General features: G+C 73.2%; 14 protein-coding genes and 1 pseudogene. 9 read left to right on the top strand and 6 right to left on the bottom strand.

Annotated elements, in window-relative coordinates; translation table 11 throughout:
- Positions 1-10: 10 nt before the first annotated feature.
- The 3 genes from SCAB_RS34655 to SCAB_RS34645 are packed head-to-tail and all read left to right on the top strand — an operon-like array spanning position 11 to position 5,478.
- Positions 11-1,825: a tetratricopeptide repeat protein gene (locus SCAB_RS34655; protein ID WP_013004776.1), complete on the top strand. Its 1,815-nt coding sequence runs from the start codon at positions 11-13 to the stop codon at positions 1,823-1,825.
- Positions 1,822-3,666, top strand: coding sequence for a HoxN/HupN/NixA family nickel/cobalt transporter (locus SCAB_RS34650; RefSeq protein ID WP_013004775.1), 1,845 nt, complete (start codon positions 1,822-1,824; stop codon positions 3,664-3,666). Before SCAB_RS34655 ends, SCAB_RS34650 begins: the two co-directional genes overlap by 4 nt.
- 60 nt (positions 3,667-3,726) lie before the next feature.
- Positions 3,727-5,478 (top strand): serine/threonine-protein kinase, encoded by a 1,752-nt coding sequence (locus SCAB_RS34645; RefSeq protein ID WP_013004774.1) that lies wholly within the window; start codon positions 3,727-3,729, stop codon positions 5,476-5,478.
- On the opposite strand, the gene SCAB_RS34640 is transcribed toward SCAB_RS34645, so the two are convergent.
- Positions 5,462-6,268, bottom strand: coding sequence for an SGNH/GDSL hydrolase family protein (locus SCAB_RS34640; RefSeq protein WP_013004773.1), 807 nt, complete (start codon positions 6,266-6,268; stop codon positions 5,462-5,464). The genes SCAB_RS34645 and SCAB_RS34640 overlap by 17 nt on opposite strands.
- A 288-nt stretch (positions 6,269-6,556) precedes the next feature.
- On the opposite strand from SCAB_RS34640, the gene SCAB_RS34635 reads away from it, so the two are divergent.
- Both SCAB_RS34635 and SCAB_RS45470 read left to right on the top strand, forming a co-directional pair.
- On the top strand, positions 6,557-7,651 hold the full coding sequence (locus SCAB_RS34635) for a DUF5925 domain-containing protein (RefSeq protein ID WP_013004772.1): 1,095 nt from the start codon (positions 6,557-6,559) through the stop codon (positions 7,649-7,651).
- A gap of 56 nt (positions 7,652-7,707) precedes the next feature.
- Positions 7,708-8,431: pseudogene (locus SCAB_RS45470) on the top strand (DUF72 domain-containing protein); the annotation flags it as partial.
- Between the two features lie 96 nt (positions 8,432-8,527).
- Here SCAB_RS45470 and SCAB_RS34625 read toward each other — a convergent pair.
- Positions 8,528-8,896: a GntR family transcriptional regulator gene (locus SCAB_RS34625; RefSeq protein WP_013004771.1), complete on the bottom strand. Its 369-nt coding sequence runs from the start codon at positions 8,894-8,896 to the stop codon at positions 8,528-8,530.
- Between the two features lie 70 nt (positions 8,897-8,966).
- Here SCAB_RS34625 and SCAB_RS34620 point away from each other — a divergent pair, with 70 nt between their 5' ends.
- Positions 8,967-9,896, top strand: a complete 930-nt coding sequence (locus SCAB_RS34620; RefSeq protein WP_041669991.1) for a GNAT family N-acetyltransferase — start codon at positions 8,967-8,969, stop codon at positions 9,894-9,896.
- Positions 9,877-10,380 carry a DUF402 domain-containing protein gene (locus SCAB_RS34615; RefSeq protein WP_041669988.1) on the top strand — a complete coding sequence of 168 codons (504 nt, stop codon included), beginning with the start codon at positions 9,877-9,879 and terminating at the stop codon, positions 10,378-10,380. The genes SCAB_RS34620 and SCAB_RS34615 overlap by 20 nt, the downstream gene beginning before the upstream one ends.
- Positions 10,381-10,384: 4 nt before the next feature.
- Here SCAB_RS34615 and SCAB_RS34610 read toward each other — a convergent pair whose 3' ends face one another.
- The gene (locus tag SCAB_RS34610) at positions 10,385-11,044 is read right to left on the bottom strand and encodes a class I SAM-dependent methyltransferase (protein WP_013004768.1); all 660 of its coding nucleotides are present in this window, start codon (positions 11,042-11,044) and stop codon (positions 10,385-10,387) included.
- A gap of 137 nt (positions 11,045-11,181) precedes the next feature.
- Here SCAB_RS34610 and SCAB_RS49110 point away from each other — a divergent pair, with 137 nt between their 5' ends.
- Positions 11,182-11,316 (top strand): hypothetical protein, encoded by a 135-nt coding sequence (locus SCAB_RS49110; RefSeq protein WP_013004767.1) that lies wholly within the window; start codon positions 11,182-11,184, stop codon positions 11,314-11,316.
- A 103-nt stretch (positions 11,317-11,419) separates the two neighbouring features.
- Here the strand turns inward: SCAB_RS49110 and SCAB_RS34605 are convergent, their stop codons facing one another.
- From SCAB_RS34605 to SCAB_RS34595, 3 genes are all read right to left on the bottom strand, one after another.
- Entirely contained in the window at positions 11,420-12,184 is a 765-nt protein-coding gene (locus SCAB_RS34605) for a dienelactone hydrolase family protein (protein ID WP_013004766.1), read from the bottom strand.
- Between the two features lie 362 nt (positions 12,185-12,546).
- Positions 12,547-13,416 carry an esterase/lipase family protein gene (locus SCAB_RS34600; protein WP_013004765.1) on the bottom strand — a complete coding sequence of 290 codons (870 nt, stop codon included), beginning with the start codon at positions 13,414-13,416 and terminating at the stop codon, positions 12,547-12,549.
- 173 nt (positions 13,417-13,589) lie between these two features.
- Positions 13,590-14,036 (bottom strand): MarR family winged helix-turn-helix transcriptional regulator, encoded by a 447-nt coding sequence (locus SCAB_RS34595; protein WP_013004764.1) that lies wholly within the window; start codon positions 14,034-14,036, stop codon positions 13,590-13,592.
- Positions 14,037-14,143: 107 nt separating this feature from the next.
- Here SCAB_RS34595 and SCAB_RS34590 point away from each other — a divergent pair, with 107 nt between their 5' ends.
- Positions 14,144-14,518, top strand: coding sequence for a cupin domain-containing protein (locus SCAB_RS34590; protein WP_041669986.1), 375 nt, complete (start codon positions 14,144-14,146; stop codon positions 14,516-14,518).
- Positions 14,519-14,532 lie beyond the last annotated feature (14 nt).

The following is a 14,532-nucleotide window of genomic DNA, read 5'->3' as shown; positions in this document are numbered from 1 at the left end:
AGGAGAGGGCATGTCCCCGCGTACGAACGACAGCGCGTCGCAGGACGGGCGTCCGCGTCCCGGCGCAGGGGCCCCCGAGACCGAGGCCGGCGACCGCGCCCCCGCCGCGTCCGCCCCCGCCGCCGGACCCGACGGGTCCTCCGCGGACGTGTCCTCTCCTGACCTGTCCTCTGCCGACGTGTCCTCTGCCGGCACGCCCTCTGCCGGCGTCTCCCCTTCCGATGCCACCGGGGCCGACGCCGAGTCCGACGCCTCCTCGCCCGATCTCTCCGCCGCCGGCGCCGAGCCGGACACCGTCCCAGCGAAGGCCACCGCCGCCCACGCCGGGCCGGACACGGCCTCAGCCGACGCCACCGCCGCCCACGCCGAGCCGGACACGGCCTCAGCCGACGCCACCGTTGCCGACGCCGGGGGCCGCAGCGATGCGCCCGCGGCGGCCTCCGACGCCGGGCCCGGGCCGGCGCCCGTCGGGTCCGGGCGTGGACGGCGGCCCGAGTCCGCGCGGCGGCGGGCGGCGCGGCTCACCGCGTGCGCGGCCGCGCTGGCCGTCGCGTTCACCGGGTTCGCCGTGGCGCTCGGGGCCCAGGACGACGACCGGGCCACGGTGGCCGTCTCCACCTCGCCGGGGGTCTCGGCCGCCCAGCTCTCCCACGGCGACCTCGACTCGGGCGTCAAGCTGCTCCAGGCCCACCTGAAGCAGCAGCCCAAGGACTTCGGCTCCTGGTCCACGCTCGGCCTCGCCTACGTCGAGCAGGCCCGCGTCAAGGGCGACTCCTCCCGCTACCCGCAGGCCGAGAAGGCCCTGCGGCGGTCGCTGAAGCTGCGGCCGGACAACGACCCGGCGCTCGCGGGCCTGGCCGCCCTCGCCGCCGCCCGCCACGAGTTCGGCGACGCGCTGAAGTACGCGGACCGGGCCCTGAAGGAGAACCCCTACAGCGAGCGGGCGTTGTGCAGCCGTGTCGACGCCCTGGTCGAACTGGGCCGCTACGACGACGCGCTGAAGGCCGTGAAGCTCGCCGACGCCCGCCGTCCCGGCATCCCGGTGTTCACGCGGTACGCCTACGTCCACGAGCTGCGCGGCGACGTGAAGACCGCCCGCCGGGTCCTGAACCTGGCCCTGGACTCGGCGGCCGGCCGGGGTGACATCGCCTACGTGGCCACCCAGCTCGGCCAGCTCTCCTGGCGGCAGGGCGACTACAAGGCGGCGCTCGCCCACTACGCACGCGCCCTCGGCGCCGACGACACCTATCTTCCCGCGCTGGAGGGCCGCGCCCGCGCGCAGGCCGCGAGCGGCGACACCGCGGAGGCGATCCGCGGTCTGGAGCAGGTCGTGGCCTCCTATCCGCTGCCGGGACCGCTCGTCGTCCTCGGCGAGCTGTACGAGGCGAAGGGCGACAAGGCCAAGGCCCGCGACCAGTACGCGCTGGTGGACGCCTACACCGCCATCGCCCGGTCCTACGGCGTCAACGCCGACCTCGACACCGCGCTGGCCGCCGCCGACCACGGCGACCGCAAGGCCGCGCTCAAGGCCGCCGAGGCCGAGTGGAAGCGCCGCGAGACGGTCCACACCGCGGACGCCCTCGCCTGGGCCCTGCACGTCAACGGCCGGGATGACGAGGCGCTGCCGTACGCCCGCCGCGCCACCGCCACCGGCTACCGGGACGCGACGTTCCTGTACCACCGGGGCATGGTCGAGAACGCGGCCGGCGACCGGAAGAAGGCCAGGGCCTCGCTGAAGGAGGCGCTCGATCTCAACGCCGGCTTCTCGCCGCTCGGCGCGGCACAGGCACGTAAGACCCTGAAGGCTCTGGAGACCGCCAAGTGATCACTGCCCGGCGCCTGTTCGCCTCCGGCACGGCGGTCCTCACGGCCGCCTGCGCGCTCGTCCTCGTCCCCACCGGGGCGGCGAGCGCGCACCCGCTCGGCAACTTCACCGTCAACCGCTACGACGGGCTGGTCGCCGCCCCCGGTCAGTTGCGGATCCTCCATGTCGAGGACCTCGCGGAGATCCCGGCGACCCAGGCCGCGCCCGCCATCGAGCGGCAGGGCACGGGCGACTGGGCCCGGGAGCGGTGCGAGAAGGCCGCCGCAGGCAGCGAGGTCACCGTCGACGGGAACGCCGTCGACGTGCGGGTCCGGTCGAGCCGCGCCGAGGAACGGCCCGGCCAGGCAGGGCTGAAGACGCTGCGTGTGGAGTGCCGGCTGACGGCCGCGCTGCCCGACCGGGCCGTCGACGTGCGCTTCCACGCGGCCGTCGACTCCGGGCCCGGCTGGCGCGAGGTCACCGCGCAGGGCGACCGGACGACCCTGACCGGGTCCGACGTGCCCGAGGAGTCGGTCTCGAAGCGGCTCACCAGTTACCCAGAGGATCTGCTGCAGTCGCCGGAGGACACGGCGACGGCCTCGCTCCAGGTGAAGCCGGGCGGCCCGGCGCTGGCCGAGCAGCGCGGCGACGCGCCCGGCGCCTCGATCCTGCCGCGGGGTGCGGACCGCTGGACCAGGGCCCTGGACGACCTGGTCTCCAGCCACGACCTCACCCTCGGCTTCGGAGCCCTGGCCTTCGGCATCGCCATGTTCCTGGGCGCCATGCACGCGCTCGGCCCGGGGCACGGCAAGACCCTGATGGCCGCGACGGCCGCCGCCCGCGACCGGGCCCGGATGCGCGACGTGCTGCCCATGGCCGCGTCCGTGACGGTCACCCACACCCTGGGCGTCGTCGCCCTCGGCCTGCTCGTCCTCGCCGGCTCCGCGGCCGCCCCGTCCGTGATCACCTGGCTGGGCATCGCGAGCGGCCTGTTCGTGATGGGCGCGGGGGTCACGCTCGCCCGACGCGCCTGGCTGAACCGCAAGCTGACGCTCACACAGGCGAAGGCCCCCGGTCACGACCACACGCACGACCACGACCACACGCACCCGCACGGGCACGACCACGAGCACCACCACGACCACGGCCACTCCCACAGTCACGGCGAGGGCCACTCCTCCCCGCACGACCACGCGCCCGAGCCCGACCGCGAACTCGTCCTGGCCGCCCCCTCGGCCGCCCACGCGCACACCCACGCATCGGTCGCGACCCACACCCGCTCCCACGAGCACGCACCGGCCGAGACCCCCACCCACAGCCATGACCACGGCCACGACCACCCGCACAGCCACGACCACGAGCACGACCACGACCACCCGCACAGCCACGACCACGAGCACGACCACGACCATCCCCACAGCCACGAGCACCCCCACGCCTCCGGCCAGAAGCGCTCCCTCTTCGGCGGCGGTGTCACGCACACCCACGGCGGCTTCACCCACACCCACCCCACCGCCCCCACCCTGCGCGGCACGATCCTGCTCGGCTTCGCGGGCGGCATGGTGCCGAGCCCGTCGGCCGTGGTCGTCCTGGTCGGCGCTGCGGCGCTGGGCAAGGCGTGGTTCGGGCTGCTGCTCGTGGTGGCGTACGGCATCGGACTGGCCCTCACCCTGACGGCGGCCGGGTACGCCGTCGTGAAGGCGGGCGGCTGGGTGACGCGGGTGATGGACCGCGGCGAGGGCCGGCTCGGCGGGCCGACGGCCGCGCTGGTGCGCCGGACGGTGCCGCTGGCGTCGGCCCTGCTGGTTGTCGCCCTGGGGGCTGGTTTGGTGTTCAGGGGGGCAACATCCGCCCTCGGCTGAGCTACTTTTGTGGGGATATCGCTCGGAGTGGAGATGTCGGACGGATGCGAGTGACGGGGGATGGCCGTGTCCGAAGAACCGGGCAGTGAACGGGTGATCGCGGGCCGGTACCGGCTGCTGACGCCGCTGGGCGAGGGCGGCATGGGAACCGTGTGGCGGGCCCGTGACGAGGTGCTGCACCGCGAGGTCGCCGTCAAGGAGGTGAAGGCGCCGGGCGGGATCCCGGTGTCCGACGTCGAGCGGATGTACGCCCGGCTGGAGCGCGAGGCGTGGGCGGCCGCCCGGGTCGCCAACCGCAATGTGGTCACCGTGTACGACGTGGCCATGGAGGACGGCCGCCCGTGGATCGTGATGGAGCTGGTGCGCGGGGTGTCGCTCGCCGACCTCCTGGACGCCGAGGGCCCGCTCGACCCCCAGCGCGCCGCGCACATCGGCGCCGAGGTGCTGTCCGCGCTGCGCGCCGCGCACGAGGCCGGGGTGCTGCACCGGGACGTGAAGCCGGCCAACGTGCTGATGTCCAACGACGGCCGGGTCGTCCTCACCGACTTCGGTATCGCGACGGTCGAGGGCAGCTCCGCGCTCACCATGACGGGCGAGGTCATCGGCTCCCCCGAGTTCCTCGCCCCCGAACGCGCGCTCGGCCGCGCCTTCGGCCCCGAGTCGGACCTGTGGTCGCTCGGCGTGCTGCTGTACGCGGCGGTCGAGGGCAACTCCCCCTTCCGGCAGAACACCCCGCTGAGCACCCTGCGCGCGGTCGTCGACGAGGAGCTTCCGCCGCCGCACCGGGCCGGTCCGCTGGCCCCGGTGATCGAGGGACTGCTGCGCAAGGATCCGGCCGAGCGGCTCCCCGCCGAACAGGCCGAGCGGGACCTGCGGATCGTCGGCGCCGGCGGTACGCCCTCCGGCACGGGCACCACGCGCTCCGACACGCTCACGTCGGCGCCGTACGACCCGACGGTGGCCGCCTTCCCCGCCGCGGGCGCGGGACGGAGCACGAACCGGTACGGGGCGCCGACTCCGCCCGCTCCCGTCCCGGCCGCCGCGACGCACCCCTCCGCGGTGCCGGCCGGCGGGCCGGGGCGCGACCGCCGCGCCCTCGTCTTCCTGATCGCCGGTGTCGCGGCGATCGCCCTCGCCGTCGCCGGACTGACGTACGCCTGGGTCAACCGTGACGACAACGCGAAGGACGGCAACCCCACCAACGGGGCGGGCACGGTGGGCGGGACCGACGGCGGGACGACGGACGGCGGCACGGGCGAGGAGGAGCCCGGCGGCGGGACCACGGACGACGAGAGCGAGACCCCGTCCGAGACGCCCGAGGAGAAGCCGACCACCAAGCCGCCCGCGCAGTCGGTCGACGTGACGGTGACGGGCACGAACACCGACTACTCCGGCACCTGTCCGCCCCCCGAGGGCCAGGTGCCCGGCTTCACCGCGACGTTCACCGTGGGCAGCGTCCCCGTGGAGGTCCAGTACCGGTGGGTGGCGAAGAACGGCCGGATCGACGACAGCGGCTGGAAGACGCTGTCCTTCCCGGCCGGCGGCGAGAGGACCAGACGGGACCAGGTCGTCGTCTCGGCGAACGAGAGTCACGAGGACGAGATCAGCGTCGAGGTCCGCGGCCCGGTGAACAAGAAGTCCAACTCCGTCGCGTTCTCGGTGACGTGCGAGTCCGAGCCCCCGGCCACGGGCGGGACCTCCCCCGACGACGGGGAGAACCCCGGCGAGTACAGCGACTCCGACGCCGACTACGACGACGAGGCCGGTGCCCTCACCGGGGCCCGGGACGGAGCGGTCAGACGGCGTTCCTGAAGACCGGCAGATAGCCGCCCGACTGCCCGGCGGCCTTCGGGTGGTAGGACTCGCCCACGTTCAGCAGGTTGAGGCTGTGCAGCCACGCGCTGCCCGAGCACAGTTCGTGCCCGGTGAACGCGGAGCGGACGTCGCCGAAGGTGAAGCCGTGGTCGGCGGCGCGCTTGGCGAGCGCGGTGTTCAGGTAGTCGGCCGCGTTGTTGATGGCGGACCGCTTGGCCTGCGAGAGGCCGGGGCAGGTGCCGCCCAGCTGGTAGAAGCGGGGGTAGCCGAGCACCACCACATGGGCGGCCGGTGCCTTGGCGCTGATCGCCGAGTAGACCTCGTCGAGCCGGCCGGGGAGCGTCGAGTCGACGTACGCCTTCGCGGTGTTGATGCGTGCGAGGCAGGAGCTGTCGGACTGCAGCACGCAGGTGGTCATCACGTCGGAGAAGCCGGCGTCGTTGCCGCCGACGCTCACGGAGACCAGCCCCGTGCCCGGGCCGAGCGGTCCCAGCTGGTTCGCCAGAACATCACCCGTTCGGGCGCCCGAGCAGGCCGTGAAGTTGAAGGACGAGGGTGAGTTCGCGGCCGCCCAGAGGTACGGGTAAGCCTTCGTGCTGCGCTTGCAGTCGCCGCTGGAGGAGAGGTAGCTCCCCGCGCCGACGCCCGAGGAGTAGGAGTCTCCGAGCGCCACATAGCCGGTGGCGGCGGCCTGTTGGGACGCGTGCGCCGTCGCGGCCCCGGTGAGGGCGGCGCCGGCGGCGAGGAGGAGTGAGGTCAGGTATGCCGCAAGTCGGGAACGTCTCATGGAACCTCCCTTTAGCAGGATCTCTGCCTCAACCGTCGTAGCAACTACGCGTGTTGATCGGAAGTGTTCATGTCAATACTTTCCCGTCCGCAACCGGACACACCCACCCCGCCCCACGTCCGCGCGATTGCATGCGCGCGACAGAAACATGACAAGACATCAACTCTCCCCCGTGTGAACGGGAGTTCCCCGGAGGAGGCGCGCGCCTCCTCCGGGGAACTCCCGTGCCCGGCGGCGCGCCGCGGAAAGCGGGTGCGCGGGGAGCCCCCGGTGACGGATCATGGCGCCATGTCTGCCAACCCGCACGACGCACTGCCGATCCGGCTCAACGTCGACGACAGCGACTCACCGTCCGATGTCGTCGACGCGCTGTTCCTCGGCCGTTTCGCGACGGGCGAGCAGCCGTACGCGCACGCGGCGAACATCGACCGGGTACGGTCCGGCGCCACCCTGCTGCCGCCGGGCGCCCGTGTCCTGCGCGTCGCGCGGGACGACGACCGCAGCGCGACCCTCGCCGAGGGCGACGGCTGGACCGTCCTGGTCTCCCGCTGGAACAGGGGCGCCGACGTCACGGTCACCGCGACCACCGCCGAGCTGGCCCAGAAGGTGCTCGGCCAGGCCACCGACGGCGCGGCCGACGAGCCCGAGCCGCAGCCGGAGAACGTGACGATGGGCTTCTGGTACGTCTCACCGCGCCGGGGCCCGCACCGCACGACCCGGCAGATCTCGGCGGGGACGTGGGAAGAGGTACGGCCGAACTACACCGCGCCCGTGGCGGACGCGATGGACCGGCTGATGAAGACGACCCCCGAGGACATCGCAGGCCGCCTCCTGCTGCTGCACGGCCCGCCCGGCACGGGCAAGACCTCCGCCCTGCGCACGCTGGCCCGATCCTGGCGGGACTGGTGTCAGGTCGACTGCGTCCTGGACCCCGAGCGGCTCTTCTCCGACGTCGGCTACCTGATGGACATCGCGATCGGCGAGGACGACTCGAACGGCAAGGGGCGCTGGCGGCTGCTGCTCCTGGAGGACTGCGACGAACTGATCCGCGGCGAGGCCAAGCACACCGCGGGCCAGGCCCTCTCCCGGCTGCTCAACCTCACCGACGGCCTCCTCGGCCAGGGCCGCAACGTCCTGGTGGGCGTGACGACCAACGAGGACCTGGAGCGTCTGCACCCGGCGGTCGTACGCCCCGGCCGCTGTCTCGCCCGGATCGAGGTGGGCGCCCTGACCCGCGCGGAGGCGGTGGGCTGGCTCGGCACGGAAGAGGGCGTCGGCCGCGAGGGCGCGACCCTCGCCGAGCTGTACGCGCTGCGCCGCGGCACGTCACCGACGTCGCTGCCGGAGCCGAGGGGCGGGGCGGACGCGGGCCTGTATCTGTAGCCGGTCGTCTGCGGCCGTCGCCGCGAGCGGTCGCACTTCGGTGTTTTCATGGATGTATGACCTTGTTCGTCGGCACGTCGGGGTGGCAGTACAAGGACTGGCGCGGCGCCCTCTACCCGCAGGGCTGTCCCACCCGGCTGTGGCTGGAGGAGTACGCGGCCCGCTTCGCCACGGTCGAGCTCAACAACGCGTTCTACCGGCTGCCGACGCGGGAGAACTTCGAGGCCTGGCGGGAGAGGGTGCCGGCGGACTTCGTGGTCGCGGTCAAGGCGAGCCGGTACCTGACCCACATCAAACGGTTGCGGGACCCCGAGGAGCCGGTGCACCGCCTGATGAGCCACGCGGAGGGCCTCGGCGACCGGCTGGGCCCGGTCCTGCTCCAGCTGCCACCGACCCTGCGGGCCGACGCGGACCTCCTGAGCGCCTGCCTGGACCGCTTCCCCTCCGGCACCCGGATCGCGGTCGAGCCCCGCCACGACTCCTGGTGGACCCCCGAGATCCGGGAGGTGCTGGAGTCCCGCGGCGCGGCCCTGTGCTGGGCCGACACCCGGTCCCGCCCGGCGACCCCGCTCTGGCGCACCACCGACTGGTGCTACCTCCGCCTGCACCAGGGCCGGGCCCGCCCCTGGCCCCACTACGGCCGCCAGGCCCTGACGACCTGGGCGCACCGCATCGCCGACACCTGGCCCGCCGACGCCGACTCGTACGTGTACTTCAACAACGACCCCCACGCGGCGGCCGTGCGGGACGCGACGGCGTTCGCGAGCGCGGCGCGGGCCTGCGGCCGACCCGCACACCGGAACCGCGAAGGACGGCGCGGGCCTGAGCCCCCGTCGCCGACCACGCCCCGCCCCGCCCAGCCAGCCCCAAAGGGCCCTACTCCGCGTACGCGGCCCGCAGCGCGTCCCGGGCCACCGCCAGCGCCTCCGCCTCGCCGAGGCCGAGGCGGCGCACACGCTCCGCGTACACCCCGGCGGCCGCCGCCGCCTCGCGCTCCGCAGCCGAGCCGGCGGCCGCCACGAACGTGCCGTTGCGCCCCCGTGTCTCGATCACCCCGTCCGTCTCCAGCGCCCGGTACGCCTTGGCGACGGTGTTGGCCGCGAGCCCGAGCTGCTCGGCGAGCCCCCGTACGGTCGGCAGCCGGTACCCCACGGGCAGTACGCCGGAGCGGGCCTGCTCCGAGATCTGGGCGCGCACCTGCTCGTAGGGCGCGCCCCCCTCCACGATGCGAATCTTCAAGGTCACGCGGCGATTGTCCCGTACCCGGCGGAAATTCGGAGGCAGCCCACCGTGCGGCCCCGTAGCGTGCGCACCCATGACAGTGATCGTGCGCGCCCTCCGCGCCGCCGACCCCGTGGACACCGAAGCCTTCGTCGAGGTGCGGCGCCGGGCCCTGCCCTTCATGGTCAGCACCCCCGAGTCCCTGCTCCACGACGTGACCCACGCGGCCCCCGAGGCCCACTACCGGCAGCTGGTCGCCGAGGCGGACGGCGAGGTGATCGGCACACTGCAGATGGGCATCGCCCACGACAGCCCCGTACCGGGCCAGGGGTACCTGAACGTGTACGTGCACCCGGACCATCTGCACCGGGGCGCCGGCGGCCTGCTGGCACGCACCGCCGTGGAACGGCTCACCGCGGCCGGGGCGCGGCGGCTCCTCACCTGGGTGCTGGACACCCCCGAGAACCGCGCGTTCGCCGAGCGGCGCGGCTACACGCCCGGCCGCTCCGCGCACTTCCTCCGGCTGAACCTGGCCCACGGCACCCTCCCGCCGCTCGCGGACCCGCCGCCGGGCGTGGAACTGCGGACGGCCGCCGACTTCGCCGACGACCCGCGCCCCCTGTTCGACCTGGACGCGGAGGTCTCGGCGGACGAACCCGGCGACCTCGACGCGCAGTTCGACGACTACCCACGGTGGATCGCGGAGACCTACCGCCACCCGCTGCTGGACCACGCCCTGAGCACGGTGGTCGTCGTGGACGGCGCACCCGTCGCGTTCACCGCGGTCCGCACCGACGGCCGGGACCGCTACTTCACGGGGATGACGGGCACCGCCCGCGCCTTCCGCGGCCGGGGTCTGGCCAAGCTCGCCAAGAACGCCTCCCTGCACCGCGCGCGGGCCGCCGGCTGCACGGAGGCGTTCACGGGCAACGACACCGGCAACGGCCCGATGCTCGCGGTCAACACATGGTTCGGATACGAGGTCTGTGCGACGGAGGTGCGGTATGTCCGTGAACTCGGCTGAGCCGGCGGTGGAGGTGGAGGTCGTCCTGCTCAAGGCGGGCCGGACGAAGATCCGTTACCCCGCGCGGCTGGTGAGCGACGACGGCACCCGGGTGGTGGTCCGCGCCGCCTGGGCGAGCGCGGGCGTACGCGACTTCGGCTTCGTACGCTTCGAGCCCGGTGACGTGTTCACCGAGTACTACTGGCGCGACCGGTGGTACGCCGTGAAGGAGGTCAGGGACGCCCGGGGCGTGCTGAAGGGCTGGTACTGCGACATCACCCGGCCCGCCGCGCTCTCCGGCGGGGAACTCGTCGTCGAGGACCTCGACCTGGACCTGTGGCGCTCCGCCGACGGCGCGGACGTCCTGCGGCTGGACGAGGACGAGTTCGAGGAGAGCGGGCTCGAGACGAGCGACCCGGAGGCCGCGGCGGCGGCCGTGGCGGCCCTCGACGAACTGGAGGTGTCCGCCACCGTGGAAGGCGGCCTGGAATCGCTGCTGGCATAACCGGTCACAGCCGGGCCACCACCGCGTACCGCTCGTCCTCGACCTCCCTGCCCCACAGCGCGGAGTCGTGCCCGAGCCGCACGACCTCCGCGTCGGCGACCAGCGGGGCCACCAGCCCGTGCAGCCGCCCGGCGGGTATGCCGACGGGGGAGAGCGTGCCCCACACGCCCTCGACCAGCACGAGGCGGCCTCCGGGCCGCAGCAGGCCGCACCAGTGGCGCAGGGCGCGGCCCGGGTCGGGCAGCGTCCACAGCACATGACGGACGAGGACCACGTCGAAGCGTTCCTCCCCCACGGGCGGGGCCGCCGCGTCCCCGACGAGGAACACCGCGGGGCGTCCGGCGAGTTTGGCGCGGGCGAGGGCGACCATGGCCCGGGAGGCGTCGACACCGGTCACCCGGTGGCCCTGCTCGGTGGCGAGGAGTGACAGGCTCCCGGTGCCGCAGCCGAGGTCCAGCACGTCGCAGCCCCGGCGCGGCAGCCAGTCCCGCAGGCGGGCCGCCCAGGCCATCCGGACGGCGGGTTCCCGCAGGCCGTGATCGGGTTCGTCGTCGAAAGAGGGGGCTTCCGCGTCCCAGTCGACGGCTCCCGGAGGGTCATCTGCCGCCGCGTCGTCCGGTGTTCGCAGGGCCGGGGAGGTTTCACCGTCGTCGATGTTGGTCATGCCGCCAGAGTGACACCTGCCACTGACAGTCCCGATGGTGACAGCCGCCACTGACACAGCACGAACGATGAGTAACGCTCCCGGAAAGGGTCTACCTCCGTGAAAACGCGGAACCCGGTAGACGCAAGGAGGCAGCCATGCGCCGTACGACCGTGCAGAAGCCCCTGAGGAAGTCCACCTCCCGCCAGGTGCGGGACGAGGCCGAGGAACGTCCCGTCGAGCGCCGGGAAGTCCGCAAGGACATCGCGCGCACCTGGTGGCCGGACGGCTGACCGCCCGTCGCTGCCCCCCGCACCACGTCTCCGCGTCACCGCTGACCGCGTCGGTGCCCTCGGCCCGGGCCGAGGGCACGCTCGTGCGCGGCCCGGGTCCGGGTCAGGCCCGCTTCAGGTTGCGGTCCAGCAGGTCCAGCAGCGCGGTCCAGTGGCGTGCCGTCGCCTCGGCGTCGTAGGCGGCGGTGTCGGCCTGGGTGTAGCCGTGCGAGGCACCCGTGTAGACCTCGGTGCGATGGCGGACCCCCGCCTCGGTGAGCGCCTTGTCGAGCAGGTCGATCTGCTCCGGCGGCAGGGACGGGTCCTCGTCGGCGTGGCCGAGGTACACCTCGGCGGTGATCCGGGCCACCGCCAGGTGCGGGCTGTCGGGTGCGTCGGTGGCCAGGCCCCCGCCGTGGAAGCCGGCCGCGGCGGCGACCCGCTCCGGGAAGGCACCGGCGGTGTGCAGGGCGAGCCGGGTGCCCATGCAGTACCCCGTGATCCCGACGGGCCCGGCGGCGGCCCGCGGGCTGCCGGCCAGCGTGTCCAGGTAGGCCGGCGCGTCGCGCAGCGCGAGCTCGGGTGTCAACGCCTGCATGGCCGGGAGGATCTGCCCCCATATCTCCGGCCGTGCGGCCGGGTCGATGAACTCGGGCAGGTCGAACACCGGGGTCCGCCCCGACCGGTAGAAGACGTTCGGCACGAGGACCGTGTACCCGGCACCGGCCAGCCGGTCGGCCATCCCCCGCAGATGGGGCCGCAGCCCGAACGCGTCCATGTAGAACAGGACCGCCGGATGCGCGGCGTCGTCGTCGGGGTGGACCAGGTAGGCGTCGGCCGTGCCGTCCTCGGTGGTGATGTCCACGGTGGTTCCGCGTACGGCGGTCATGGGCGCTCCTCATTCTTCTGGGCGACTGGTCCTCGACCGGTCATCAACTGACGCGAGCGACCGCATTGTTCCGCGCGGAGGTAAGAGAAGGATCACCGGCCGGTCCGGAACCCCCTTTCCTGAGCCCTCGGTTAGCCCCTCCTTAACGCCACCATAAGGATCGGCCGCACCCGCCTCCGACAGGCGATTCCACGGTTCCCCGCGGCTAGTTTGCTGATCGTCCCCGACGCTCGGGACCGGTCCCGGAGCCGGTTCCAGGACCGTGTGAACCTCCGGGGCCTGTCGGGCGGCTCAGGCCGGACAGGCCCCGGCAGCACGCGTACGCACCGCCGGGCGGCCCCGGCGGTGCGTACGCACACGTGTCAGCCGGCGACCGAGAGGCAGGTCGTCGGGGTGGCGTGGGCCGGGTCGAGGGCGTTGACGACCTCGTGGAACGCGATGCGGTCGAGGAGTCCGATCGCCGCGTGCTCGGAGAGGTCGAGCGCGCAGAGGTCCTGGATGACGATGTTGCGCACGTTCGGTCCGCTGAGGAACTGGGACCGGTAGGGGGTGACCACCTCGTCGTACTTGGTGGCGAGGACCGTGTACGTGACGCCGGGGACGGTGTCGCCGCCCGCGTTGAGCTTGGTCAGGAACGGGGAGCCGACCACTTGGTCGGCGAGGGCCGGGGTCGCGCCGGACAACAGGTCGCCGGCGCCGGGGAAGTACTGAAGGAGTCCGGTGAGGCCGTTCAGGGTGGTGCCGTGGTTGGAGGGGGCGATGCCGACGAGGGCGTTCACCTCCGCGGCTCCGCCGAGGAACTTGAGGTAGTAGCGGGGCATCATGCCGCCCTGCGAGTGACCGACGAGGTCGGTCTCGGCGGCGCCGGTGGCGGCGAGCACCCGGTCGACGAAGGCGTCGAGCTGTTCCGCCGACTTCTCGATCGGGCCGAGGCCGTTGAAGAAGGCGACGCCGGGGAGTTGGCCGTAGTCGAGGGAGTAGACGCAGTAGCCCCGGTTCACGAGGTAGGGGGCGAGGCCCAGCCAGTTGTCGACGGAGTTCGCGAACGTTCCGTGGACGAGGACGACGGGGCGGGGGTGGGCGCTGGAGGGTTTGCAGGAGTAGTCGTTCCAGCCACGGCTGGGTGCGGCGGCCGTGTCGGCGGCCCGGGCGGCGGTGGCGGGGACGACGGTCGCCGCGGCGGCCAGGCACAGGGCGGCCAGCGGTCTGATCAGGCGCTTCCAGGGCAGCATCGAGTGATCTCCTTGCGGCTCAAGGGATGTGCGACGGCGTACGCCCTGTGATCCGGATCACGAGGATGCTGTTCTTCTTCGCCAAGTTACGGGCGAGTAGGAAAAGTGGGAAGTTACGCGTCAGTAAAAACTTCAAGTGAAGGTCGGGAACACTGACACGTGACGCGGGACCGTCACCAGGTGGGCCTGATCGGACCGTACGGCGCGATCCTCGCCAGCCGGTCGCGCAACGCCCGCACCTCACCCTCCCCGCCGAGCGATTCGGCCCAGTCCGCGACGACCTCGGCCGCCGCCTCCTCCGCCGCCCGGGTGCAGGCCCACCCGTGTTCGGTCAGCACGACGAGGCGGGCCCGCGCGTCGGCGGGGTGCGGCCGCCGCTCGACGTACCCCTTGCGCACCAGCTCCTCGACGAGCTGACTGGCCGCCTGCTTGGTCACCCCCAGATGGGCCGCGAGGTCGGTGACCGTCGCCCCGTCCGGGGCGAGCCGGGCGAACGCGAAGCCGTACGAGGGCCGCGCCTCGAAGCCGCGGGCGGCGACCCTCTCGTCGATGCGGCGCGTCAGGTCGCCGGCGGCGGCCAGCAGGACGGCGGCCAGGGCCAGGGCTTCGGAGTTCTGCACGCCTGCATTGAAACACCCTTGACGCATTGGTCAAGCTGCTTGACCATATGGACAGATGGTCAAGCAGCTTGACCATCCAGTCACCTTCCATGACCCCGGAGGCCCGTATGCCTGTCGTCCGTCCGTCCGAAGCCGTCACCCACGAGATCCACGGCGCCCGTTTCGTCTCGTACGCCACCCCGCGCACCGGCAGCCGGGAACTGGCCGCCTGGCGGGGCGAGATCCCGCCGGGGACCAAGGCGCCCGCGCACACCGTCACCAGGGAGGAGATCCTGCATCTGCTCAGCGGCGAGCTGGTCGTCACCCTGGACGGCCGCACCGAACGGGTCGCGGCCGGTGACACCCTGATCGTCAACGCGGGGGCCACGCTCACCGTCGAGAACCCGTCCACGGAGACCGCCGTCACCTGGGTCGCCACCTCCCTCGGCCTGGAGGCGGAGCTGGCCGACGGCACCCGGATCGTGCCCCCGTGGGCCAACTGACCTCCACGCGAAGG

Source organism: Streptomyces scabiei 87.22, from assembly GCF_000091305.1.
GTDB lineage: Bacteria > Actinomycetota > Actinomycetes > Streptomycetales > Streptomycetaceae > Streptomyces > Streptomyces scabiei.
Note: the sequence above shows the minus strand (reverse complement) of the source record. Positions and strands in the feature narration are given on the sequence as shown.